Origin of the sequence: Burkholderia sp. Bp9142, from assembly GCF_003853415.1 — a bacterium.
GTDB lineage: Bacteria > Pseudomonadota > Gammaproteobacteria > Burkholderiales > Burkholderiaceae > Burkholderia.
On the sequence record NZ_QTPP01000008.1, the window covers coordinates 76785 to 98263 of the forward strand.

The 21479-nt window shown below is 66.9% G+C and carries 22 protein-coding genes; 4 read left to right on the top strand and 18 right to left on the bottom strand.

Features of this window, described 5'->3' with window-relative positions; translation table 11 throughout:
* Positions 1-16: 16 nt before the first annotated feature.
* The 3 genes from DIE22_RS11390 to DIE22_RS11400 are packed head-to-tail and all read left to right on the top strand — an operon-like array spanning position 17 to position 2781.
* The gene (locus tag DIE22_RS11390; RefSeq protein WP_124497411.1) at positions 17-1255 is read left to right on the top strand and encodes a styrene monooxygenase/indole monooxygenase family protein; all 1239 of its coding nucleotides are present in this window, start codon (positions 17-19) and stop codon (positions 1253-1255) included.
* A 5-nt stretch (positions 1256-1260) separates the two neighbouring features.
* Positions 1261-1788: a flavin reductase family protein gene (locus DIE22_RS11395; protein WP_124497410.1), complete on the top strand. Its 528-nt coding sequence runs from the start codon at positions 1261-1263 to the stop codon at positions 1786-1788.
* 33 nt (positions 1789-1821) lie between these two features.
* A complete protein-coding gene (locus DIE22_RS11400) occupies positions 1822-2781 on the top strand; it encodes a transporter (protein ID WP_124605117.1) in 960 nt (319 codons plus the stop codon).
* A 235-nt stretch (positions 2782-3016) separates the two neighbouring features.
* Here DIE22_RS11400 and DIE22_RS11405 read toward each other — a convergent pair whose 3' ends face one another.
* The 3 genes from DIE22_RS11405 to DIE22_RS11415 are packed head-to-tail and all read right to left on the bottom strand — an operon-like array spanning position 3017 to position 7241.
* On the bottom strand, positions 3017-4000 hold the full coding sequence (locus DIE22_RS11405) for a hypothetical protein (protein WP_124605118.1): 984 nt from the start codon (positions 3998-4000) through the stop codon (positions 3017-3019).
* Positions 3997-4515, bottom strand: coding sequence for a (2Fe-2S)-binding protein (locus DIE22_RS11410; RefSeq protein WP_124497407.1), 519 nt, complete (start codon positions 4513-4515; stop codon positions 3997-3999). The genes DIE22_RS11405 and DIE22_RS11410 overlap by 4 nt, the downstream gene beginning before the upstream one ends.
* The gene (locus DIE22_RS11415) at positions 4512-7241 is read right to left on the bottom strand and encodes a xanthine dehydrogenase family protein molybdopterin-binding subunit (RefSeq protein ID WP_124605119.1); all 2730 of its coding nucleotides are present in this window, start codon (positions 7239-7241) and stop codon (positions 4512-4514) included. Before DIE22_RS11415 ends, DIE22_RS11410 begins: the two co-directional genes overlap by 4 nt.
* Before the next feature lie 185 nt (positions 7242-7426).
* On the opposite strand from DIE22_RS11415, the gene DIE22_RS11420 reads away from it, so the two are divergent.
* Positions 7427-7663 (top strand): hypothetical protein, encoded by a 237-nt coding sequence (locus DIE22_RS11420; protein WP_124605120.1) that lies wholly within the window; start codon positions 7427-7429, stop codon positions 7661-7663.
* A gap of 333 nt (positions 7664-7996) precedes the next feature.
* Here the strand turns inward: DIE22_RS11420 and DIE22_RS11425 are convergent, their stop codons facing one another.
* The 15 genes from DIE22_RS11425 to DIE22_RS11495 form a co-directional block, all read right to left on the bottom strand.
* The gene (locus DIE22_RS11425) at positions 7997-8971 is read right to left on the bottom strand and encodes a type II secretion system F family protein (protein ID WP_124497405.1); all 975 of its coding nucleotides are present in this window, start codon (positions 8969-8971) and stop codon (positions 7997-7999) included.
* Positions 8972-9009: 38 nt separating this feature from the next.
* Complete coding sequence (locus DIE22_RS11430; protein ID WP_124605121.1) at positions 9010-9987, bottom strand: type II secretion system F family protein; 978 nt, start codon at positions 9985-9987, stop codon at positions 9010-9012.
* A 34-nt stretch (positions 9988-10021) separates the two neighbouring features.
* Positions 10022-11389, bottom strand: coding sequence for a CpaF family protein (locus DIE22_RS11435; protein ID WP_124605122.1), 1368 nt, complete (start codon positions 11387-11389; stop codon positions 10022-10024).
* Between the two features lie 19 nt (positions 11390-11408).
* Positions 11409-12617 (bottom strand): AAA family ATPase, encoded by a 1209-nt coding sequence (locus DIE22_RS11440; protein ID WP_124497402.1) that lies wholly within the window; start codon positions 12615-12617, stop codon positions 11409-11411.
* A gap of 21 nt (positions 12618-12638) precedes the next feature.
* Positions 12639-13082, bottom strand: a complete 444-nt coding sequence (locus DIE22_RS11445; RefSeq protein ID WP_124497401.1) for a TadE/TadG family type IV pilus assembly protein — start codon at positions 13080-13082, stop codon at positions 12639-12641.
* Entirely contained in the window at positions 13079-13612 is a 534-nt protein-coding gene (locus DIE22_RS11450; RefSeq protein WP_124497400.1) for a TadE/TadG family type IV pilus assembly protein, read from the bottom strand. The genes DIE22_RS11445 and DIE22_RS11450 overlap by 4 nt, the downstream gene beginning before the upstream one ends.
* Positions 13613-13625: 13 nt before the next feature.
* Positions 13626-14897 (bottom strand): pilus assembly protein TadG-related protein, encoded by a 1272-nt coding sequence (locus tag DIE22_RS11455; protein WP_124497399.1) that lies wholly within the window; start codon positions 14895-14897, stop codon positions 13626-13628.
* Between the two features lie 25 nt (positions 14898-14922).
* Positions 14923-15222, bottom strand: a complete 300-nt coding sequence (locus tag DIE22_RS11460; protein WP_124497398.1) for a hypothetical protein — start codon at positions 15220-15222, stop codon at positions 14923-14925.
* Positions 15223-15242: 20 nt separating this feature from the next.
* Positions 15243-17210 carry a type II and III secretion system protein family protein gene (locus tag DIE22_RS11465; protein ID WP_124605123.1) on the bottom strand — a complete coding sequence of 656 codons (1968 nt, stop codon included), beginning with the start codon at positions 17208-17210 and terminating at the stop codon, positions 15243-15245.
* Positions 17211-17324: 114 nt separating this feature from the next.
* Entirely contained in the window at positions 17325-18167 is an 843-nt protein-coding gene (gene cpaB, locus DIE22_RS11470; RefSeq protein WP_124497396.1) for a Flp pilus assembly protein CpaB, read from the bottom strand.
* A 35-nt stretch (positions 18168-18202) separates the two neighbouring features.
* Positions 18203-19603, bottom strand: coding sequence for an ATP-binding protein (locus tag DIE22_RS11475; protein ID WP_124605124.1), 1401 nt, complete (start codon positions 19601-19603; stop codon positions 18203-18205).
* A gap of 32 nt (positions 19604-19635) precedes the next feature.
* Positions 19636-20175, bottom strand: a complete 540-nt coding sequence (locus DIE22_RS11480) for a prepilin peptidase (protein ID WP_124497394.1) — start codon at positions 20173-20175, stop codon at positions 19636-19638.
* A gap of 31 nt (positions 20176-20206) precedes the next feature.
* Positions 20207-20413, bottom strand: a complete 207-nt coding sequence (locus tag DIE22_RS11485; RefSeq protein ID WP_124497393.1) for a Flp family type IVb pilin — start codon at positions 20411-20413, stop codon at positions 20207-20209.
* A gap of 172 nt (positions 20414-20585) precedes the next feature.
* Positions 20586-20768: a Flp family type IVb pilin gene (locus DIE22_RS11490; protein ID WP_124497392.1), complete on the bottom strand. Its 183-nt coding sequence runs from the start codon at positions 20766-20768 to the stop codon at positions 20586-20588.
* A gap of 98 nt (positions 20769-20866) precedes the next feature.
* Positions 20867-21094, bottom strand: coding sequence for a hypothetical protein (locus tag DIE22_RS11495; protein WP_124497391.1), 228 nt, complete (start codon positions 21092-21094; stop codon positions 20867-20869).
* Between the last annotated feature and the right edge of the window lie 385 nt (positions 21095-21479).

The following is a 21479-nucleotide window of genomic DNA, read 5'->3' on the forward strand; positions in this document are numbered from 1 at the left end:
TACCAAGGATTTTATCATGAAACGCATCGCCATCGTCGGTGCCGGCCAGTCCGGCCTGCAACTCGCCTTCACGCTGCTCGACCAGGGCTATCACGTCACGCTCGCGACCAACCGCGACGCGGAACAGATCCGCGCCGGCAAGGTCATGTCGAGCCAGTGCATGTTCCATACCGCGCTGCAGATCGAGCGCGATCTCGGCCTGAACCACTGGGAAGAAGCGTGCCCGTCCGTCGAAGGCATCGGTATCGCGGTGCCGCATCCGGGCGGCAACGGCCGCAAGGCGATCGACTGGTCGTCGCGGCTGACCCGCTATGCGCAATCGGTCGACCAGCGCGTGAAAATGGCCGACTGGCTCGACGCGATCCGGCGCCGTGGCGCCGACGTGCGCATCTGCGACGTCGGCGTGCCCGAACTCGAGGACCTCGCGCGCACCCACGACCTCGTGCTGCTCGCGGCCGGCAAGGGCGACATCGTCAACCTGCTGGGCCGCGACGACGCGCGCAGCGCGTTCGAGCGCCCGCAACGCGCGCTGGCCCTCACCTACGTAAAAGGCATGACGCCGAGCCAGCCGTATTCGCGCGTGCGCTTCAACCTGCTGCCCGGCATCGGCGAATACTTCGTGTTCCCCGCGCTGACCACGACGGGCCCGTGCGAAATCATGGTGTTCGAAGGGATCCCCGGCGGCCCGCTCGACTGCTGGGCCGACGTGAAGACACCCGAGCAGCATCTCGACCGCAGCCTGTCGTTCCTGCAGCAGTATGTGCCGTGGGAGTTCGAACGCTGCCGCGACGTCGAGCTCACCGATCCGAACGGCACGCTGTCCGGGCGCTTCACGCCGACCGTGCGCAAGCCGTTCTTCCGCCTGCCGTCGGGCCGCACCGTGTTCGGCATGGCCGATGCGGTGGTCGTCAACGATCCGATCACCGGCCAGGGCTCGAACAATGCGGCGAAATGCGCGAAGGTGTACGGCGACGCGATCCTCGCGCGCGAAGCCGCGCCGTTCGACGAAGGCTGGATGCACGACACGTTCGAACGCTACTGGGCCTATGCGCAGCACGTCGTGCGCTGGACCAACTCGCTGCTCACCCCGCCGCCGCCGCACATTCTCGAACTGCTCGGCGCCGCCGGCCAGCGGCCGACGCTGGCCGCAACGATCGTCGACGGCTTCGACGACCCGCGCCAGTTCGCGCCGTGGTGGTTCGAGCCGTCGGCCTGCGCGGCGCTGATCCGCGAACACGCCGCACGTTCGGAGTAAGCGACATGGACACCACCGCTTCCTGCAGTCCGGCCCTTGACCCGCTGCAATTGCGCGCCGCATTCGGGCAGTTTCCTACCGGCGTCACCGTGATCACCACGCGCTCGCCGGACGGGCGCAAGGTCGGCCTCACCGCCAATTCGTTCTCGTCGCTGTCGCTCGACCCGCCGCTCGTGCTGTGGAGCCTGCGCAAGGTCGCACCGAGCCGCCCCGATTTCGTCGCGGCCACGCACTTCGCGATCAACATCCTCGCGCACGACCAGATCGAGCTGTCGCGCCGTTTCGCGACGCCGTGCGCCGACAAGTTCGACGGCGTGCCGCACGTGGACGCCGCTGCAGGCGGCGTGCCCTGCCTCGACGGCTCGAGCGCACGTTTCGTGTGCCGCAACGTCGGCCATTACGAAGGCGGCGACCACCTGCTGTTCATCGGTCAGATCGAGGCATTCGATACGAACGGCCATGCGCCGCTCGTGTTCCATGCGGGCCAGTATCGCGCGATCTCGGCACATCCCGATCTTTCTCGCACCATTTGATTAGTCATACATATAAATATTCAGGAGGTGGTGATGATGAAATGCGGCTCTCGCCTGCTTGCAATCGCGGGCCTCGTGTTCGCCGGCCTGACCGGACACGCGCCGGCCCATGTGACCGACCTGCCGTCGGTCAACCTCGGGATGACCAGTTTCCTCGACGGGATGCCGCCGGCAGGCTCCGGCTGGTACGGCACGCAGTATCTCGAGTACTACACGGCCGGCCGCATCAACGACAATGCCGGCAACAAGGTCGGGCTGCCGAAGCAGGACATCGACCTGTTCGCAGGGCTGAGCCAGCTCGTCTACCAGTCGCCGCTGACGTTCGGCGGCATGCATCCCGGGCTCGACGTGATCCTGCCGTGGGTGGCGGCCGTGCATGCGAACGACGGGATCGGCAACGTCGCGCTGAATTCCCGTGCCGGGTTCGGCGACCTGCTGGTCGGCCCGTTCATCCAGTTCGATCCGGTGATGGGCGCGCGGGGCCCGCGCTTCGCACAGCGGGTGGAATTCCAGTTCATCGCGCCGACAGGTGCATACGATCCGGCGCTCGCGATCAATCCGGGCAGCCATTTCTGGTCGTTCGATCCGTACTGGGCCGCGACGTTCTGGGTCACGCCGAAGTGGACCGTGTCATGGCGGCTGCACTATCTGTGGAATGCGACCAATCACGCGCCGGCGACCGCGCTCGGGCCCGACGTGAGCTCGACGCAGGCCGGTCAGGCCGTGCACGCGAACTTCGCGACCGAGTATGAAGTGCGCCCCGGGTTGCGACTGGGACTGAATGGTTACTGGCTGCGCCAGACCACCGACATGAAGGCGAACGGGCAGGACGTTTCCGGCACGCGCGAAGCCGTGCTCGCGATCGGGCCGGGCGCGATGGTCAGCTTCTCGCCGCAGGATCACCTGATGTTCAACGCGTATTTCGAAGTCCATGCGCGCAACCGGCCGCAGGGCACGCGGATGGTGCTGCGGTACGTGCATCACTTTCAGTGACGCGCAATCCCGGCCGGCGACGCCGGCCGGCGACGCCGGCCGATCTCGCATCACGAACGAGAGACACGCGTTCGGCGCGCAGACGCGTGTCCGTTGGCTCTCGGAATGGCCGGCCCCGACGGCCGCGCACCGGCCAACGTGGCCGCGCGGATCATCGTGGGCGAACTCGGCAAGGCAGCGGACGCACCGGGCGAGGGGCGGTCGTGACACGCCGGTACGGCGAATCGCGCGCGGCCTATTTCGCCGCCTGCGCGGCCGGCGTGAAGCTGCACTTCGGATCGTTCTTGCCGCGCGCCGAACAGCATTCGAGCAGGTCGCTCACCGACTTCGCGTTGGCCGCATTCCATTCGTAGAGGCTCTTGTTGTTGTCGATCGGCATCCAGTGCGTCAGCGGATACCGGCTCGCGCGCGCGTTGCTGCCTTTCGGCGGCGGCAGCAGCCCGGCGGCGAGCGGCACGTAGATCTTGCAGCTGTTCTGGTCGCCGATCCGGTGACAGCCGATGCAGGTATTGCCGGGCGTGCTGATCGCATGCGATGTCCACGACGCGAAGTCGGCGCCGAGATTCACGTACTTGCCCCACGGATCGGTCGGCACCTTGTTCCATACCTGCCCGATCCACGGGCTGTACATGACCGGGCTCGCATCGTGACAGGATACGCAGCGCTTCGTCGCGGTCGCGGCCGGCTTCCACCAGAACTCGGCCGCGGACGGATGGCCGGGCGGCGGCGTCGTCTCGTTCGGCGGCGGCACGCGCGCTGCGTTCATGCCGGCCGTGCCGCCCTTCTCCGCATGGAACCAGCAGGTCTTGCCGTTGCCCGCATGGTGCAGCACGATGTCGACTTCGTCGTAATACGGACTGCGGTTCGCGCGGATCTGCTTGCGACGGCAAAACGCCGAGATCTGCGTGTCGCCGTGGGACAGGTCGAGGATCTTCGAATACGGCGTGCACTGCCCGGACGTCGGCGCGTCATACGGCAGCAGCGCCGGGCGATCGCACGTCATGTGCGCCGCATAGCGCACGGGCACGCGGCCGTTGACGGTGATCGGCACATCGGTGCCGGCGTTGCAGTCGAACGCGGGAATCTCGCCGATTTCGTCGGTGCACTGCTGCGCATACGCATGCAGCGAAGCATCGCCGTCGTCCGCCGCGAGCGCGACCGGCGCAACCTGCACGGCCAGCAATGTCGCCAGCGCGGCGACGCAGGTTCTCGTCGTCATGCCGCCCCCTTCGTGTAGCGCAGTGCCACCTTGCGAATGGCCTCGATGTACTTGACGTAGCCGGTGCACCGGCAGATGTTGCCGCCGACCCAGGTTTCGATCATCGCGTCCAGATCGCGCTCGTGCACCGGCTGCGCGCGCAGATGGTCGAGCATCGCGGTCGCGGCCATCAGGAAGCCCGACGCGCAGTAGCCGCACTGGAACGCGAACGACTCGAGAAAGCTCTGCTGCAGCGGCGACAGCGCACCGCCCTGCGCGAGCCCTTCGATCGTGTACACGTGCATGTCCGCCATCGCGCTGACCGGCGTCGAGCACGACAGTGTCTTTTCCATCGGTGCATCGGGCGCGTTGCGCACGCCGACCGTGCACGCGCGGCACACGCCGATGCCGCAGCACAGCTTCGTGCCCGTCAGGTCCCGCCGCTCGTGCAGGAAGTCGATGAGGTTCATGTCGCCGTCGGCGGCGTCTGCTTCGACGCGCTTGCCGTTGATGGTCATCCGGACCGGATTGCTCATTGCAGTGCCTCCCGAATCTTCTCCGGCGTCACGGGCGTCACCCGGAACCGCCGCCCCGTCGCCATCGCGAGCGCATTGAGCAGCGCCGGCGCGATCGGACACATCACCGCTTCCGCAATGCCGCGTGCATTCGCCGGATCGCCGGCCGGCGGCGGCAAGGCGATCAGTTCCTGCACGGGGATGTCCGGCAGCCGCGTGACCTCGTAGCGATCGAGATTCCATCGGCCGCCGCCCGGTCCGTCGGGCCCCAGCGGACAGGTTTCGGTCAGCACGTTGCCGATCCCCATCGCGACCGCGCCCTGCGACTGCCCTTCGACGAGTTCCGGCGACAACTGCCGGCCGACGCTCACGGCCGTCACCACGCGTTCGACCTTCACGCGCCCGGTCGCCGAATCGACGGCCACCGCGACGAGCGTCGCCGACGGCGCGTAGGTCGTGCGCCCATAGAGTGTCGTATTGACCGGTGGCGGCTGCAGCACGCGCTGCAGCGGCGCCAGGCGATACGGGTCGAGGCCGACCGCCACGTAGTCGTAGTCGATCTGCGCACTGCCGGACGCGAACGGATAGGTGCCCTTCCAGAAGTACCCGGCATAGCTCGCATGCACGGCCGCGACCGTCTGCAGGCCCAGCTTCCTGATCGTGCCGAGCAGCGCCGGCCACGCAATCGGCGCGAGGCCGTTCGCGACGAGCGCACGATCGACCCAGCGCACGTCCTCGGCCCGTACGGGCACGCCCCACCACGCACGCGCGGCCGGCAGCACGCTTTGCAGAAACAGCGCCTGCGCGGCGCCCTTCACCGCATGGTACTGATGGAATGCGCCGAGGCACGCGCTCGACGAACCATAGTTGTAGCGCACCCACTTCGGATCGCTCGGCTTGGCCTTCGGGTTGAGCCCAAGCGCGTTGAACGGTCCGATCTCGCTCATCGCAATCGTTTGCGCGTTTTGCCCGAGAAATTCGGCCGGCGCGAGACCGAGCGTCGTGGCCGCGCCGTTGCCCATGTCGGTATACGGCGTGACCACGCGCAGGCTGCTGTCGGGCAGGATCTGCACCATCCCGAACATCCCGTCGCCGGAGGTGCCGTACGCCTCGTTCGCCATCGCGAGACCGACGCCGTAGCGGAGGTTGCGTACGTTGCGCTCGGCACGCGCCTGCTCGCGCTCGAGCCATAGCGGATGACGCTCGAGCCGGTCGAGCAGCGCGTCGAGCTGCAGGTCGAACAGGATCGGTGCACCCGTGATCGCGCGTCCCTTGCCGGGACCGGGCGCCGTGCCGAGCAGATTGGCGCGCCGGATCTCGAACGGCGACAGGCCGAGCTGGCGCGCGGCCTCGTCCATCAGCGTCTCGATCGCCATGAACGCCTGCGGCCCGCCGAAGCCGCGCTGCGACCCACCGAAGACTTCCCGCGTGTAGGTCGATGCGGCCTGCGCGCGTGCGCGCGGGATCTCGTAGCAGCTCATCGCGCTCAATGCGGCAAGCTGCGCAACGTACGGCGACAGGTTCTTCTTCCCGCCGCCATTCATCAGGAAATCGCAGGTGATCGCTTCGAGCTTGCCGCGACGGTCGAACCACAGCGATTCGGAAAACTGCGTCTCGCAGCGTTTCAGGCCGACCTGGAATTGTTCGTAGCGCGACTGCTGCCAGCGCAGCGCACCCTTCGCGAACGGTGCCGCCAGCGCCAGATACAGCGGGAAATAGGACTTGTCGCGCCCGCCGAAGCCGCCGCCCGGGTAGCACGCGATCACATGCGCCGCCTTGACCGCGACGTCGCTGCCGTCGAACAGCGCGCACGCGCCGGTCGCATCGTCGTTCGCCGATTGCGTGCCGAGCACGAGGCTGATTGTCGCGGCCGACGCGTCGTACCATGCGAGTCCCGCCTCGGGCTCCATGAACATCGGGTCCATCGCCGGCGTCTCGAAGCCGTCGTCGCCGGTCGCCCGAACGCCGATCCACGTGCCGGCGGCCACATTGCGGGCAATCGTCGCGTCGATGTTGGCGACCGCCGCCTCGCGCTCCTCCAGGTACTTCGCGGTCGGCTTGCCGTTGCTGTCGGTCTGGTAGTTGTCGACGTAGCTGAACCGTCGTTCGTCGTCGCGCACGTAGAGGGTCACGGGCGCATACGGCACGACCGGTGCGGCCTGGCCCGGGCCGACCGGCGCGCCGTAGCGGATCACGCCGCGATTGAAGTCGAGCAGTTTCTTCGCGCGGCGATAGACGTCGAAGTTCTCGAAGATCAGCAGCGCGGCCGGTTGCCCGTAGCAGTCCGCCGGATAGCCGGCCCGCGCGAGCCAGTAGATGTCCTGGTTCGCGATCGGATCGGGTTCCGGTGCCAGCGGAATCCGGCGCGCGCTCAGCAATGCGTTGTCGACGACGGCGATGGGTCGCAGTTCCGGCGGCAGCACGCCGAGGTCGTAGCCTTGGTACACGGCGTCGACGCGGTCGCAGCGCAGCGCATAGAGCCAGTTTTCCTGCTGCGGCCAGCCGACGAAGTCGCGGGACTTGAAGTCGCGCGCATAGATCTTCTGGCCCGTTACCTTCGGCATGCCGTCGATGCGCCAGCGCGCCTTGCCGGGCGCGGGCGCCCAGTTCGGGCCGTTCGCATCGGCCTGCGTCTCGCCGGCGGCGAGCACGACGGCCGGCAAATGGGTGACCGAAACGGCGACGACGGCGCCGCTACCCGCGAGCTTCAGAAACGTCCGGCGTGTCACAGGCACATGGATGGCCATGCTGCGTCCCTCGTTCGAATTGTTATGTCGGTCCGTCGACTGCGCGACGCGCGTCGCCCCGCCGGCCGCATGCGGGCCTGGGCGCGCGGGCGCCGATGCGCAGGGTATCGGTGAGAAAGCGGCGTTCAGGGCGCGCCTGGGGGCGCGCCGGCTGTCAGGAATCGGGAGGTAGAGGATGCGCAACGATGCCCGGCGGCCTCGCGGGTTCGCTCCACACGGATGTGCGCCTGCTCGATGAAGCGTCAGGCCGTGTGCGTCGCGCAGTATGTTCGGTCATGATTCCCCCGGCCTTGATCGTGGATGACTGGCCTGTTTTCCGTATCGTCGGGCAGTCGCTTGATTTTCAGGTGTTGTGTTCGATCTATCCGGGATGCGGGTCAATCGTCCCGTTCGCACCGTCATTCAAGCCTGATTTTGAATAATCCTAGGAATTCGAACCGGGGATTTCAAGGGGAATTTCGGGCAGCATGCGCCGTGCGGACCGATCGCTTCGGATCGGCTTTCAGTCCGGCCGGCGCGCGGCCGCGGCTGCGTTCGAGGTCAGCCGTAGGGGGCCACCCGCGCGGGCAGTGGACTACGGCTGTATCCAGGGTCGACCATGGGTCCGGGTTGCGTTGACGCCGCTATGATCGACCTGTCTCGCGACGCAGCCCGGGGGGGAGAAGGAGCCTCCCATGAAGACGGTGAGCGTGCCGGTCGACGGGTGATGCCGTGCCGGCACGCAAATCCGTTTCGCGCGGCGTTCCGCGCCGCGCTCAGTGCCCGACGCCAGTGAAGGTCGGCAGCAGCACGCGATACACGTGAATCATGGCCGGCCCCAGCAACACGCACATCAGCGCCGGGAAGATGCAGAAGATCAGCGGGAACAGCAGCTTCAGCGCAATCTTCGCGGCGCGCTCCTCGGCCCGCATCCGCCGCCGCGTGCGCAGCATGTCCGAGAGCACGCGCAGCGATTCGGCGATGCTCGTGCCGAAGCGATCGGCCTGGATCAGCATCGCGCAGAACGATTCGATGTCCTCGACGCCGGTCCGCAGTGCGAAATTGCGCAGCGCGGTTTCCTTCGTGAACCCGGAACGCATCTCGAGCAGCAGCAAGTCGAGCTCGCCCGCGACCACTTCGCTGCGAAAGCGCAGTTCCTCGCTCACCCTCATCAGCGCCGCATCGAGCCCGAGCCCTGCCTCGACGCATACGGTCAGCAAGTCCAGCGCATCCGGGAAGTCCTCGAAGATCACCCGCTGACGCGTCGCGATCCGCCTCGAGAGGATCACGTTCGGCACGTAGTAACCGAGCCCGGCAAGCGCGACGAGGATGATCGACAGCAGCATGCGTTGATCCGCGAGCCGGGTCGTGGCGAGCGCCAGCAGCGCAGCGCCCGGCAGCGCGAGCGCGAGCACCGTCTTCGCCGCGAAGTAAAGCGCGCCCGCGTTCGGATCGCGCCAGCCGGCATTCATCAGCCGGATCCGCAGCGGCGAATTCTCCCAGCCCTCCTGCGGCAGCGACAGCCGGGAAATCGGTTGCGACAGCTCGACGAGTTTCGCGACCCAGCGCGATGTTTGCCCGCCGCCGTCGTCCGCGCCGGCGCCGACGCCCACACTTGCCCCGCTCGCCTGCTGGATTCGGCGCTCCATGTTGCGCGGCGCAAACAGCAGCAACGCAACCAGCACGCCGCCGGCGACGAAAATGAACAAGCCGGCCAGCATCACGGTATGTATTACGCTCAGGTTTTGCATGACAGCCTCGAATCGGTTCGTGAAGCCTGAGACACGCGTCAGACGCGAATCCGGATGATGCGGCGAATCCACAGCAGGCCGAATGCCATCGACCCGAGCATCACGCCAACCATCTTGATGCCGGCCGGATCCTGCCAGAGCACCGACAGAAACTCCCGGTTCAACACCGCCATCATGCCCGCGGTGCCGAACGGCAGCAGCCCGAGGATCCAGGCCGACAGCCGCCCTTCCGCCGACAGCACGCGGACCTTGTCGAACAGCTTGAAGCGCTCGCGAACCAGCGCTGCGATGCTGTCGAGCAGTTCGGCCAGGTTGCCGCCGGTCTCGCGCTGGATCAGCACCGCGATCACGAAGTAGCGCAGGTCGTGGGCCGGCACGCGCGTCGCGAGGTTCACCAGCGCATCGTGCAGCGATACGCCGTAATTGATCTCGTCGAACGTGATCCGGAATTCGCCTCCCATCGGATCGGGAAACTCCTCGCCGACCATCCCGAGCGCGCTCGTAAACGAGTGGCCGGAGCGTAGCGCGCGCGCGATCATGTCGCAGACGTCCGGCAGTTGGCGCTCGAGCTTGAGCATCCGCCGGTTGCGGTACCGCATCACGTACATTGTCGGCAGGCACGCGGTCACGAGCGCAATCGGCACCACGGCGATCAGCGGCAACGCGGTGACGATCAGGCCCAGCGTCGCGACCACCGGAAATGCGGCGCTGAGCACGGCCAGTTTCGCAACTGTCCAGTCGAGCCCCGATTGCTGCAGCAGCAGGTCCAGCGACTGCACGCGCGGCACGCGCAGCAACAGCCGGTCGAACGGTTTCGACTCGTCGAGCATCCGCTTCTTGAGAATCGACAGCCGCTCCTGCTGCACGCTGCCGCCGGCCGACATCGCGCGCAGGCGCGACTCGATCCGGCGCGCCGCGGCACCGTGGCGCGTGTTCCACCATTGATAGACGCCTTCGATCGCGAGCACGACCGCGACGAAGGTGAGAATCACAAAACCGTAAAAGATCGAGTCCATGAGACCCTCCCCGGATTCAGACGACCGCGCGTCGTCACTTCGTCTCGTAGCGCTGCGCCGGGTCGTACAGCGAATCCGGCAGGTTGATGCCGAACGCCTGCAGCCGCTCGGCGAACTTCGGCCGCACGCCGGTCGCGCAGAAGTGCCCGCGCACCGTGCCGTCGCGATCCATGCCGGTGCGCTTGAAGGTGAAGATCTCCTGCATGTTGATGATGTCGCCTTCCATCCCGGTCAGCTCCTGGATGCTGACGATCTTGCGCTTGCCGTCGGTGAGCCGCGTCGCCTGGACCACCACCGAGATCGCCGACGCGATCTGCTGGCGCATCGTCTTCGGCGGCAGCGTCAGGCCGCCGACGCTGATCATGTTCTCGAGCCGCGTGAGCGCATCGCGCGGCGTGTTCGCGTGGATCGTCGCGAGCGAGCCTTCGTGGCCGGTGTTCATCGCATTGAGCATGTCGAGCGCTTCCGCGCCGCGCACTTCGCCGAGAATGATCCGGTCCGGCCGCATCCGCAGCGCGTTGCGCACGAGCGTGCGTTGCGTGATCTCGCCCTTGCCCTCGATGTTCGGCGGCCGCGTTTCGAGCCGCAGCACGTGCGGTTGCTGCAGTTGCAGTTCGGCCGCGTCCTCGATCGTCACGATCCGCTCCGTTCTCGGAATGAAGCCCGACAGGATGTTGAGCAGCGTCGTCTTGCCGCTGCCGGTGCCACCCGACACGAGCACGTTCACTTTCGCCTGGGCCAGCGCATCGAGCAATTCCGCCATCGGCGGCGTGAGGCTCTGGTAACTCACGAGGTCGTCCATCTTCAGCGGGTTCACCGCGAAGCGCCGGATCGACATCAGCGGCCCGTCGATCGCCGACGGCGGAATGATCGCGTTCACACGCGAGCCGTCCGGCAGACGCGCGTCGACCATCGGCGTCGATTCGTCGATGCGGCGCCCGACGCGCGACACGATCTTCTCGATCACCTTCATCAGGTGCGCGTCGTCGTAGAACGTCACGTCGGTCAGTTCGAGCTGACCGCTGCGCTCGACATAAACCTGCCGATAGGTATTCACGAGGATGTCGGAAATGCCGGGGTCGCGCAGCAGCGCCTCCAGCGGGCCGAAACCGAACATTTCGTCGTACACGTCGATCGCGAGCTGGCGCCGCTCGATGTCGTTCGCGGGCAGGCGCCCCTCGTCGAGAATGCGCGAGATCAGCGCCGCGATTTCCTGCCGGACCTGTTCCTGCGGCAGGCGTGACAGACGCTCCAGCTCGACGCGTTCGAGCACCGCCAGGTGAATTTCACGGCGCAGCTTCTGGTATGCGTTGCGTACCGACGAATGCGTCGCACCTGCCGGTTCGGTGCCCGCCGCCTGCGGCTGCGTCCGGTACAAGGACATCTGTTCGCGCAATGACATGATGGTTTCCCCGAAAGATTCACATGGACTTGAGCTTCGGCGTGGCCTTGCGGCCGAACAGCCGGGACATCAACGGTTCGCTGCTGGACGTGCCGCGCTTCGTGCGCACGTCCCCTTCGACGATCTGCTTCGCGCAGGCCTGCAACGCACGCGTCACCGCGGCGCCGCGTGCGACGCGCGAGGCCGGATGCCCCTGGTCGAGCGCTTCGCGCACGGTGTCGACGTCGTCCGGTATCGTGCTGCTGGCGTGCAGGCCGAGCACTTCCTCGAGCGCGGCGCGGGACCGTTCGCTCGCGCGCGTCATTCGATTCACCACCAGCCGCAACTGGTCGGTCGGGTAGCCGAGCGACACGAGAATCTCCAGCAGCCGGCGGCCCGCGCGCACGTGCGGCATCGCGGGCTGCAGCACGAGCTGGATCTGGTCGCTGCGATCCAGCGCGATCATCGACAGCGGATTGATGCTGACGCCGATGTCGAAGATCACGAAGTCGTAGCGCGGCGCCGCGACGCCGAGGATCCATTCGAGCGCGTCCTCGCGCATCTCGGCGGCCTTGACCGGGTCGCCCGCGCCCGCGAGCACGTGGAACGTCGGCGTCACGTGCGCGACGCTCGCGTCGAGAAACGCGCCGTCGAGCCGTTCGATCTGCGTGCACAGCTGCGGCAGCGTCGACGGCGGCGTCTCGTCGCTGACGAGGAACGCGGCATCCGCGAACTGCTGGTTGAGATCGACCAGCAGCACGCGGCGCTTGAAGCCTTCGGCGATCTCGTACGCGACGTTGCTCGCGACGAAGCTCGTGCCTGCGCCCCCCTTGCACGACATGAACGACACGAAGCGCGTATCGTCGCTGTCGCGCCGCGTGCTTTGCGCGGCGGCGCGTTCGAGCGCACGGGCGAGCGCCGCGGGGTCGATCGGCCACTGCAGCACGTCGCGCGCGCCGGCGCGCATCGCGTCCAGCAGCACGTGCGGCGCCGCATCCGCGGTCACCAGGATGCCGGTCAGGCCCGGGTGCAGCCGGCAAATCCGCTCGATCGCCGACAGCTCGGCCCCATCGGTCGTCGCGCCGTCGATCAGCAGGATGTCGAATGAATCGAGCCCGTCGGTGCGATGCTCGATCTGGGACGGCCGTCCATGCGCGCGCGTCACGCGATAGTGTCCGCTGTCGGTGACCAGGCGCGCGATCTGCGTGAGCCGGGCGGTATCTTCGGCAGCTACGAGGATATTGATCATGGCTGTGCCTCGTCGGTTCGATTATTGACAGGCGGTGCCGCCCGTCGATGAATTCAGGCTTTCCCGCGACAACGTCGTGGTGAATGGCGGCATCGTGATCGCGACATTCGCGATCGGAATCATCGTCCTGACCGTCACGTTGGTGATGCTGACCGTCACGAACGAGCAGGAGCTCACGTCGCAGCCCGATGGCGTGTAGGCCACCGACACGTTCGCGTTCGACAGGATCGGCAGCATCGACTTCACGCGCTTCACGACGCCGGCGGCGTTCACGTCGCAGACGATCGCCGTGCGTGCGCCGAGCCGGATGGCTTCGGTCGCGGTGTTCCAGTAAAACAGCACGCGCCCGAACTCGAAGATGCCGATCAGCAGCATGATCAGGATCGACGCGATCAGCGCGAACTCGACGATCGTCGCGCCACGTTGGACGCGGCGGCGCGACAGCGGAAAGGGGCGCGCGTTCATGACACTTGCCTCATCACGGTGATGATGTTGCCGAAGGTGATCGAGGACAGCCCCGGGTAGGCCGGAATCGGCTGGTACTGGTAGCCCTTCACCTTCACCTCGACGACGTTGATGCTGCCGGTCGCCGTGCCGCTTGCCGCGTTGTTGGTCGAGTCGTACGTCGGCAGGTTCGCGAACTGCGGCGGGTCGGACGCGTCGGCGCAATCGGTCGAATGCGCGGCGTCGCAGACGATCACCATCGACGTCGTGAGCCCCGGCACCAGTTCGGTGCCGGCGGAGCCGCACGTGGTGCTGCCGTACACGACGAGGCACTGCGCCTGCGCGAGCGGATACGCGCTGTCGGTCGGCAGAAAGACCGACAGGTAGCGCGCCGCGTTGCGCGTCGCCTTGGTGATGGTCTCGTACTGGTAGATCGCGCGGCCGAACTCGGCCACGCCGGTCGCGAGCACGATCATCGGCATCAGCACGAGCGCGAACTCGACCGCGGCGACACCGCGCATGCGTGACCGGCGAATCGGGAGCCTTTTCATGATCGCGTCTCCTCTATTGAACGAGCATCGGGACCTTGATGCCGGCCGAACTGCCGCTGCCCGGCAAGCCGTGCGTCGCGCAGGGCGTCGTGCCCGACGCTGTCGAGCCGAGGTATTCGAGGTGCGCCGTGACCGCGCCGCTTCCCGAGCTGAACGGCAACGGATCGAGCATCAATACACAGTCCCACTGCGTGACGTGCAGCTTGCTGCTTGCCCCGCTCAGCGTCGAGCAGTCGCCCTCGGGGGCCAGCGCGAGCCGGCGGTCGCCGCCGAACGTCTGGTAGTTGCTTGCCGTCGCCGTCCCGTTGGTCGAGATGCCGCTGCCGGTGGGCGGCGCGCCGTCGCCCTGATAGGACTTGAAGCTCGCGCGATCGAGCACGAACTGCGCGTATGCGTCGCCGACGATGCCCGCGGTTCCCGGCGGCCCGTAGTTGGGGCCGACATACGCGTAGCCGGTGAAGTCGGGCTGGCCGCTCGAGCCGTTGGCGCCGTTCGTGTAGATGCCGAAGCGGGTATTCCAGGCACGCAGTGCCGCGGACTTCAGGCCCGTCGAACCGAGGTCGGGCGGCGACGTGATGTTGCAGCTATTGCCGGACAGTTCGCTGGCGATGGTCGTCTCGCTCGTCGAACCGTCGAGCGCCGCCCAGCCGAAGTTGCCGGGTCCGTATGTCGACGACGAGCCGGACGGCGACGAGATCCAGTCGCCGACCTTGTACGGCGCGGCGGCCGACGCACGGCACACGAATACCGGGATCGCACAGGTGGTCTGCCCGGAGCCGACCGTCGCGATCGCGCTCGCCGCGACCTGCGCCGCGTTCGCGACCTGCACGCCCGGGATCGTGTTGAGTATCTCGATGAACCAGTGCGCGATGTTGCTCAACTCCGCCGTGCACTTCACGTACTTGATGTTCGCCGGCGTGGCGACCGCCGTCTTCGTCAGGAACGGATTGGTCAGCGAATCGCTGAACGTGACGTTCGAATCCGTCTGCATCAGTACCGCGTTCTGCTGAAAGAACGCGAAATTCGAGTGGCCGGCGGCGATGCCGTCCGCTTCCGCGACCTGCAGGCTGATGGCCGACGTAAGGTCGCGCGCAGCGGACAGCGCGCACGCATCGGCGCTGTTCTGCAGTTCGCTGCGCGTGACGTACAGCTTGCCGAGGTCCAGCGCGAGACCGACGAATCCGATCATCACCGCCAGTGCGAGACCGACGATGATCGCGACGGCGCCTTGCTGACGACGGAGACTGCGACGCGTGAGTTTCGGATGACGAGCTGCGCTGGACATGGCGTTCTCCCTGAGCATGCCTGTGTTATTGCCCCGACGACTTGCCGATCCCGATCACGAATGCATTGGCTTTCGGCTCGGGCTGCTTGAACGACTTGTCGTAGTTGTCGAGCGCGTTCGCGGCGGCACTGCCGTCGACCCCCGGGCGCGATGCCGCGTGTTCGGCGGCATGCGGATCGATGATCTGGGCTTGCATGACGGCGCGGACCGAGTCGCCGAAGCGGCTGTCCCACACCGGGGTCGACGACATGCAGCCGGCGAGCGCGAACGCGAGCGGGACTGCGAGCGCCGCGCGGCGCGCGAATACGAGGTAGGCGGATTTCATGAGCTTCCCCTTGGATGGCTTCAACGATCGGTGGACGCGGGTTCCGCATTCGCCCGCGCGATCTGCGCATGGGCGGCGGCCGGCAAGCTGTGCTTCGAACGCGGCTCGGGTTTTGCCGGCGTGGCAGAACCAGCGGCCGCGAGACGCGCGGCAGCCGCTTCGATGCGCGCGATCCGCGCCGCACTGGCCGCATCGGCCTGCGGTTGCTGTTGCGGCTGCGGCTGCGGCTGCGCGGCAGGCGCCGCCTCGACGCTCACCGCCCCTGCCGCGTCGGCCGCCGCAGCCGCGGCCTTCTCCGGCTGTGCCGGCACCGGCGCCGGTGCATCGGCAGGCTGCGGCGCACGCGGCGCGGGCAGTGCGGCGGCCGGTACGGCCGGTGCAGCCGATTGCGGTGCGGGAGCAGGTGCCGGCGTCTGCGGTGCGTCCATCGCGCCGTTCGCCGGTTGCGCGCCCGCCTTGCGGACACCCTTGCGGCCTTCCATGTTGCCGGTCGCATACACGTCGACTTCGTTCGGCTTCGAGAAGCTGTCGGTCGGCAGCGGTACGTCGGCGGTCTGCAGCGGCCTCACCAGGTGCGGCGTGATCACGAAGATCAGCTCGGTGCGGTCCTGCTGGAACGACGTGCTGCGGAACAGCGCGCCGAGCACCGGCACCTCGCCGACGCCGGGGATCGCCTTCAGCGCGCCGCTCGCGTTGTCCTTGATCAGCCCGCCGATCGCGAACGATTCGCCGTCGCTCATCTGGACCGTCGTGGACGCGCGCCGCGTCGTGATCAGCGGCAGGATCGACGTGCCGCCGATATTGGTCGCGCTGAGCGTGACGCCCGTCTGCGACAGTTCCGACACTTCCGGCGCGACCTTCAGGCTGATCCGGCCGTTCCCGAGCACGGTCGGCGTGAACTTCAGCGCGACACCGAACTCCTCTTCCTGCAGCGTGATCGACGATGTGCCGTTGCCGCTGCTCTGCGGGATCGGGATGAAGATCTTGCCGCCGGCGAGGAAGGTCGCTTCCTGGCCGCTGATCGTCACGAGATTCGGCTCCGCGAGGATCTTGACGAGGTTGTCGGTGTTCTGCGCATCGGCCGCGATGCTGAACGGCTTGTTGTTCGCCTTGTTGAAGATCGCGCCGCTTGCGACGCCCGCGAGCAGGTTGCTGACGAGCGCGCCGCTCCACGAGCCGAAACCGCCCTGGATGTTGAACGCGCTGCCCATCTGGTTGATCAGCGTCTTCGAGACTTCGGCGACCTTCACCTCGAGCATCACCTGCTGCGGCGACGTGACGGCCAGCATGTTCAGCACGCCGCCGCCCTTGCCGCCGCCGTCACTGGCGCTATCGCTGTACGCACGGGCGATCTGCACGGCCTGCTGCGCGGCCTGCGAGTTCGACACGTTGCCTGCCAGCACGATCGTGCCGGCGGCGGTCGACACGTGAATGTCGCGCTCGTTCGGCATCAGTTGCATCAGCGACGCCTGCAGGCCGCCGGCGTCGGCGCCGACCGCCACGTCGATCACGCGGCATGCGCCGCTTTTGCCCTGCACGATCATGTTGGTCGTGCCGACGGTCAACCCGAGGATGTACAGCGTCTGCGGCGACACCATCGTCGCCTGCGCGACGGCCGGGTTGCCGATGGTCCGGTTGCGGACGGGCTCCGGCATCGGCACCAGCAGCGACTTGCCGAGCGGCACGCTGACGCTGGTCGACTCGCGTATCACGCCCACGCAGTTCGGCCCGCGCAGCGGCCCCGCCGACGCGGCAGGCGCGGCCGCCGGTGCCGGCGCCATGCTGATCGTCATCTGCATCGGTCCCTTGGCGACGGCAGCCGGCGCGGCGGCACCGCCCTTCATCAGCGCGGCCGATTCGGCGCCTTCCTGGGCCAGTGCGCTGTACACGGTCAGCGTTCCCATACAGAGGATCGCGACCATCATCGTGCCCCGTGCGATGCGCGTGCGCACCGGGCCGGTACCTGAATATTGCGGATTGATCTTCATTTCGTCTGATCCCCCGAGTGACCGGCGAGATGCCGGTTGTCGACTTTCAAGGCCGCCGTGCCCTGACGGCGGCCGATCTGGTGAATCTGTTTATCTGGATGTGTGTTCTATGTTTCAGAAACATTCGACGCTGCCCCGCACCCCGGTCAGCACGCCGACACAATCGCGGCGCGCTTCCGGTGCCGCGTGCGAAGCGACGTGCACGCGCACGGTCTTCACGCGCACGGGTGCGGGTGCCGGCGTGTCGGGTACCGGAGCCTTGCCGAGCAGCGTGAGCTTGGTCGCGCCGTCGGTGGTCAGGGTCTTCTGGTCAACCTGGTTGCGCAGCACGAGCGACAGCGTGCCGACGCTGCGCGCGAGGTCGAGGCGTTCGGCCTGGTCGGGCGTGACTTCGAGCGTCACCGCGTTGACGACCTTCGGTGCGGTGTCGTCGCGGCTGACCTGCTGCGCGACGGCCAGCACGAGGATGTGCTCGAGCACGATCTTGGAGATGCTCTGCCCGTCGGTCTTGCCCTGCTGTTCCTGCGTGTTGACGATCACGTCGACGTAGTTGCCCGGCAGCGCGAAGCCCGCGACGCCGACCACGTCGTTCACGCGCACGGTGATCGCGCGGCTGCCGTCGGCGATCACCGCGGACAACCCGCCCTTCGTGCCGACCGGCGCGAGCTTCGACTCGATCACCGGCTCGCCGCGGGCGAGGCTCGTGCGCACGACGCGCCCTTCGAGTTCCTTCGTGTCGGTGAACGCGCCGGTCGGCACGCTGCCCGACGGCCAGCTCACCATGCGGATCTGGTTCGGCCCCAGCGGCTCGCCCAGGTTCAGGTCGGTGGTCGCCACCGCGACCGTCGTGACCGAGCTGCTGGAGGTATTCATCAACCAGCGGGACGCGAACACGACCGCGGCAAGCCCCGCGACCATCGCGACGATCAGCATCATGACCGCTCGACTGTTTTTCATGGCAATGCTCCTCAACGAATCGTGAAAGAAACGGCTCAACCGGTTACGTGCGTGCGACCGCCGTGCTCGGCAGGCGGCAGATACCCGCCGTCACGCTCGGGCGCCGTGCCGAAATAACTGGCCCATGCGTCGTGCAGCGCGTCGTGCGTCACTTCTGGCGGATCGCCGCGATACCGCGCGCCGGCGGCAACGAGACGCAGCAGATCCATCGGGAAGCATGCGAGATAGGCCTTGCCGGTCGGCAGGTGCAGCCGGTGCAGCAGATAGTCGAATGCGTCCTGCGTCGATACCAGGCCGAGCGACTCGCAGGCGGCGTCGAACACCGCGCGGTAGTGGTCGATCGACAACGCGCCGACGTGAAGCTTGGAACCGAGCCGGCGCAGGAACGCGTCGTCGGCGAACTGCTCCGGCGCCAGGTTGCTCGAGAACACCGGCCAGACGTCGAACGGCAGCACGAAGCGATTGCCGGACTCGAGCGTCAGGAAATCGACGCCGCGATCGAGCGGACGCAGCCAGCGGTTGAGCAGGTCGCGCGGCGCGACACGCTGGCGGCCCAGATCGTCGACGATGTACATGCCCATGTTCGCCTTCATGTGCGGCGGCGCCTGGTAGAAGCCCGCCGCTTCATCGCGGCGCAGGTCGAGCTCGTCGAGCGTCAGCTCGCCGCCGGACATCACGACCGGCCGCTCGCAGAGGCGCCAGCGGCGATCGATCGATTGGCCGTCCGTTTGCGACGCCGCGTCGACATGCACGAGCGGGTCGTAGATCTGGATCACTTCGCCCGCGGCATAAATTGCGTGCGGCACCGGCACGTGGCCGCCCATCAGCGCGCCGAGCCGCTCCGCGAGGAAGGTCTTGCCGCTGCCGGCAGGGCCGTAGATCAGAAGCGGACGGCCGGAGTTCAGCGCGGCGGCCGCCGAATCGAGGATCGCCGTATCCATGACGACGCCTTCGAATATGGCCCACACGTCGTTCTGGGCCACGCGCAACTTGCGCACCGAATGGACGGACACGCAGTCGAGATACGCGTCGAGCGTCACCGGCGCGGGCCCGCTGTAACTGCTGCGCGCACGCTCTTCGAGCGCGGCCACGCGGCCCGCATCGGTCAGGCGGAACGTCACGTCGAGGTCCGTCTTGCCGCGATGGGTCAGTTCGACCAGATGCTCGCGTACCAGGAACGCAAAGATGTCGTCGAGCACCGCGAGCGGCAGGCAGTGGCGCTCGATCAGGTCGCCGTAGGACGGGCGGCCGAGCACCAGCGTCGACTTCAGCACGAGCCCTGCGACGAACGCCTGGCTCAGTCCGGTTTCCTCGAGCGAGCGCGGCGCCGCAGGCAATTGCGTGCCCGGCTTCGCATGCGCCTCCCGCGACGGCGACGGCTGCGGCAGGTGTGCAACCTGGGCGTCGCGCCTCGGTTCGGTGGTGATCGTGTTCATGTGCGTGTCATCCTCGTTGCGGGTTCGTCGCGCTATACGCACGAAACGAACAGCATGCCCAGCGTGCCGGCGGCAATCGCCACGCCATACGGCAACGCGCCGACCGACGAGACTTCCACGGGGCCGTCGGTTGCCCCTGCATACGTGCGGGTCGAACCACGCGCGATCAGCGCCCGGACGTTCGCGCACATCTGGCGCATGCGTCCGCGCAGCAGTACAAGGCCGATCGCGCCGATCCCGCCGGCCAGAAAGGTGGCCAGCACGATGTAGAACGTCATCTGCGCGCCAACCCATGCGCCGATCGCGAGCATCAGCTTCACGTCGCCCGCGGCCATCCCGCGCAGCAGATAGAACGGCAGCAGCAGGCCGAAGCCGGTCGCGGCGCCGGCAAGCCATGCGAGTGCGCCAGCCTGGACGCCGTGCAGCGCGCACTGGGCAATCAGCGCACCGGCCAGCGCGATCACGACGAGCCGGTTCGGGATGCGGCGGCTCGTGATATCCGTGCTGGCCGCGACGACGACGAGCAGCGTCACGCACAACGGAACCGGATAAGGCAGCGCGGCAGGCAACATGGCGAACCTCGATTCAACGGAATAGTCAGGATCACTGACCCAGTGCGGTATTGACCGCCTCGGTCACGATCGACGCGATCATGTTGTACACATCTTCAACCGACCCTTTCAGCACGACCACGCTTCCCAGCACGACGGTGGCGAACACTGCCGCGATCAGCGCATATTCGATCGACGTCACCCCCTGCTCGTCGTCGATCCATCGCGATACCGCTACCGCATGTCCCCTGGCCCGCATGACGGCCTCCGATTCGGTTGATCAAAAGAGCGGGGGAGACTCGAGCAGTGCACCGGCCGAGTCATCCGCCGTTCGGTCCATTCGACATCTGTTGGGTGTGTGGGTGTCCGGCCCTGCTCGAGCGACGGGATGGCGACGAACGGGCCGGACCCGCCGTTCGCCGCCCCGCCATTCAGATCGCCGCGTTGAGGTCGTCTGCAATCGTGTTGAAGACGTCCTTGAGATCGTTTCCGACCAGCGTCAGTGCTGCAACGAGGCCGACTGCGATCAGCGCGGCAATCAGGCCGTATTCGATGGCCGTCACGCCTTGCTCGTCTTGGACGAAACCGCGGACTTTCTGGATGAACGTGGACATGGCTATTCTCCTTTCGCACTACTATAAAAACCCCTTTGTCGGGGATCGACGCGGGGAGCAGGTACCACCGGCACAACAAATGAATTCGGGTGCGGCGCTCAGCGACGCACGCGGCAGGGTACGAGCCTGGCCGCGGGAACGATCGTCGGTGAGCTGATGCGTGTGATGTGCATGCGCGCTGCGATCAGGCGAATGGCGCGATCGAGCAGAACGGCGAAACGACCGTCCCGGGCATGAATACGGATCGAGAGGACGACGCTGACGCGTCGAGGTTGCTGCAGGTTTTCTTCGCGGCATGCAAGCCGCGACGTGCTCTGGTCTTTCATTTTTATTCCCCAAATGCTGTCATGTGATTCTTGTTGCGCGGACGATGCCGTCGCCTATTCGCTCGGTCGACGTTTCCGGCGGTTTTCAAGGCCTGGGCGGCGTATTCCCCGACGCGCCCTTGATCCGTTGCTTTCCGCAGGTGATTGAGTCCGGTTTTGTCAGTCTGTTGCTTCAACCGGTCGTTCATCACGTCGTCGACTGTCGTGCGGACCTTGACGCAAAGAGCAGGCCAGCCGGGGAGAAATTCAGGCGCAGCAAGGGTTTCGGCGATTCACCCGTCTGTCGGGTCGCGGCGCGAGGCACGAAATGTTTCAGATTTGATATACGCATGCAGGCCGGTGCCGCGTGACGATGGGGCGCGGTTGTGCTGTGCAAGGGCACAAA